The organism is Flintibacter faecis (genome assembly GCF_014287875.1).
GTDB classification, from domain to species: domain Bacteria; phylum Bacillota; class Clostridia; order Oscillospirales; family Oscillospiraceae; genus Lawsonibacter; species Lawsonibacter faecis_A.
The window spans coordinates 1-3,110 of record NZ_JACOPN010000024.1; the positions used below are offsets into that span (position 1 = coordinate 1).

At 47.1% G+C, this 3,110-nt stretch carries 3 protein-coding genes; all 3 read right to left on the reverse strand.

The features are described from left to right. Window positions 1-171: 171 nt before the first annotated feature. Window positions 172-1,002 (reverse strand): TraX family protein, encoded by an 831-nt coding sequence (locus H8S55_RS13780; RefSeq protein WP_117492254.1) that lies wholly within the window; start codon window positions 1,000-1,002, stop codon window positions 172-174. A 135-nt stretch (window positions 1,003-1,137) separates the two neighbouring features. Next, entirely contained in the window at window positions 1,138-1,482 is a 345-nt protein-coding gene (locus H8S55_RS13785) for a TnpV protein (RefSeq protein ID WP_117492252.1), read from the reverse strand. Beyond that, window positions 1,479-3,110, reverse strand: a 1,632-nt coding sequence (locus tag H8S55_RS13790) for a recombinase family protein (protein ID WP_186879351.1), incomplete at its 5' end; no start/stop codon positions are given. The genes H8S55_RS13790 and H8S55_RS13785, both read right to left, overlap by 4 nt.

Consider the following 3,110-nt stretch of genomic DNA (forward strand, 5'->3'; position numbering starts at 1 on the left):
GCCACCTTGACGGAACGAAGTGACGCAACATTCTCGGTCATGCAGTTTTCTTCTGCTGACGGAGAATGAAGCTCCGCAGGACGCACTACTCTCGACAGAGAGTATAGAAGTGCGCCCTTTAGTTCCTAAAGGGGTTTGCTCCGGCTTAATTTCTCGACAAACTGCAATTAGTCATTTCAGTAAGTATTTTCCGAGTTCTATCTGAATCAAATATAGGACAAGGATATGTGCTGGATAAAAAACATAGAAGAAGTATTTTAGCTTCAGTTTACCACGCTTTCCGTTGTATAGCAGAATAAGCAAGCAGGCAAGAAGCGTACATAAAGGCGGTTGATTCCCCGTTGTCCCCATGTAAGCCAAAAGGAACAGCAACACTTGATAGATTCGGTGATTACGGCAAATATAAAATGCTGATATGAATAAGATCCCCTGCATACCGTAGTCACAATGGATTCCTTCCGCAATGCCGGAAAAAAGCACTACACTGAGAACTTGCAGGACTGCTGATTTTATTCTATCCACCGGTAGGTCTGATTTACACGAAAATCTTTCAAGGCATACCAATGTCAATAAGCCTAAAAACAAGGTGAAAAATACATTTTGATACTTCAAGTAAAACGGAAATGTATCTTCCATTCGTGAATACGCACTAAAGAAACCTATGTCAAATGGAACTTCCGAAATAAGGGCAAATGCAAGCATCAACCCAATATAGCGTTTTTTACTTCTTGTGTGTTGGAATCCTTCTGCCAGCAAAAAACAGAATAGCGGAAAAGCAATCGTCCCAATGCTTTGCAAATCAAACCGTATGAAATAATCTATCTCTCGGAATCTCTCCCACGACATTTGCCCGTTATCTGCCATAGCTCCCCAGTAGTTTGATAGCAGCCATTGCAGCACAATTTTACATAGATGGTCAATAAGCATTGTCAGTACAGCAATAACCTTTAGCGAATTTCCTGAGAGAAATTGAATGCGATTTATTTTCCTATCAAGGCTCATAAAGCAACCTCCTACCAACTTCCAATTCTACGATTTTTCGCATTCAAATTATACCATAAAACTCGTGAACAATTCTATCGCAACTTTGGAATATATGAGAAAAGTCCGAACAGTTTTCTGCCCGGACTTCCTCGCTCAATCATAAATCAATTCCGCTTTCACAATCTCCTCTGCCTGTGCCTTGCAAGCGTTCATCTGCCGCACCCATTCCATTTGGTTTTTGGCTTTTAGTTGCTCGGTCACGCCGTTTTGCTCTGCCAGTGACCGCACGATCAGCTCCATGCGGTTTCGTGCCGCTTCGTCAATCTCGGCGCAATGCTCAAAGAGCTTGTCGGATAGCACCAGCTCATTGAACAGTATCGGGCGGTGCATTTCCAGATACGCCTTGCGAAGTCTGCCGTAGTGTCCGAGGGGCTTGGTCTTGCGGATAATGATGTTCGGGATAAGATAATCACCGTTCTGTGTGTAAGTGATATTCATGCTGTTTGTACTCCTTTCATCGGCTCTCTCTGCGGTAAACTGCTGACGGGAACGAACACTCCCTTTGCAATATCCTCCGCACGAATGGCGGCTTTCTTGGCTTCGATTTCCGTCTTTTTCCTCTCCTTGATTTTGTCCTCGTATCGCTTCTGTGCTCCGCTGGCTTTCCGTTTCAAGTAGTTCTGATGAAGCCTGTCCTTGCGTTCCTCACGCTTGCGGATTTCCTCCAATTCCTCCAGGGTCAGCTCCACTTCTCCAAACGCTGGGGGAACGAATCGCCCAACGAAATTGAAGTAAATCTCGACCTCCTGTGTGGTCTGTATACTGCCTTTGCGGTCACGCTCATGCACAAGAATTTTCTCGATAAACTCGTTGAGCATGGCAATGGTCAGCTTGTCGAAGTTCTCGTATTTGTCAATCAGAGCGATAAAACGGTCAGCGTCCTTTTCGTGCTTCTCATAGCTCTTGACTGCCTTTTCCAGAACAGAGATTTCAGCGGTAAGCTCGGACTGTTCCTTTTCGTATTGAGCGTCCAGAGTGGCGTATCTGCTGTCAGACAGCTTGCCTAAAATGTTGTCCTCATAGATTTTGCAGAGCAGGACTTCCAGTTCGGAAACTCTCTGCTTTGCGGTGGCAAGGCGTGTCCGCTGTTTCCTGACCTCTGCCGTCTGCTGGCTGGACTGCGCTTCCTGCACCACACGGACAAACTCGGCTCTGTCATGCTTCGCATACTCTGCAATGGCTTTCAGCATTTCAGAGACAAGGGACAGTACCACATCTTCATTGATACGGTGCTGGGTCTTACAGAGTGTCCCGCAAGGAACTTTGGTGTACTGTGAGCAGGTGTATTGAGAAATGCGCTTGCCGTTGTTGGTGCGGTGGACATACATCTTGCCGCCGCAATCGGCACAATAAAGCAAGCCTGTGAGGGGAGCTGCTTCGCCCCAGCCGTCCGGGTAGCGTCTGACATTCCCACGGATTTTCTGCACAAGGTCAAAGGTCTGCTGGTCAATGATAGGTTCATGGGTATTCTCGAAAATTGTCCATTCGTCCTCCGGGACATAATGGCTTTTCTTGTCCTTGAAGTGCTTTCGGGTCTTAAAATTGATGGTGTGTCCCAGATACTCACGCTTTTCAAGAATGTTGCAAATGGTGGAAGAACCCCAGCCGTACACATCTTTGAAAGTCTTATTCTTGTTCACGCCCTCGCCGTGCTGGGCAAGGTAAGCGGACGGAATGAGGATTTTTTCTTCTTTCAGCTTGCTGGCGATCTGATACGGACCGTAGCCCTCAATCGTCATGGCAAAGATACGCTTGACCACCTCTGCGGCTTCGGGGTCAACCAACCATTGGTCTCTGGCTTCGTTCCAGAGATAGCCGTAAATGACTGTGCCTGTGAGGTGCTTGCCGGACTTGCCTTTGGACTGGAAAGTGGAACGGATTTTACGGCTGGTATCTCTGGCGTAATACTCGTTCATAATGTTGCGGAAAGGGGTAAAATCATCGTCCCCTCTGGCACTGTCCACGCCGTCATTGATGGCGATAAGGCGAACGCCACGCTGACGCAGGATTTCCATAATCTGACCGACTTTCAGATAGTCACGACCCATGCGGCTCATGTCCTTGAT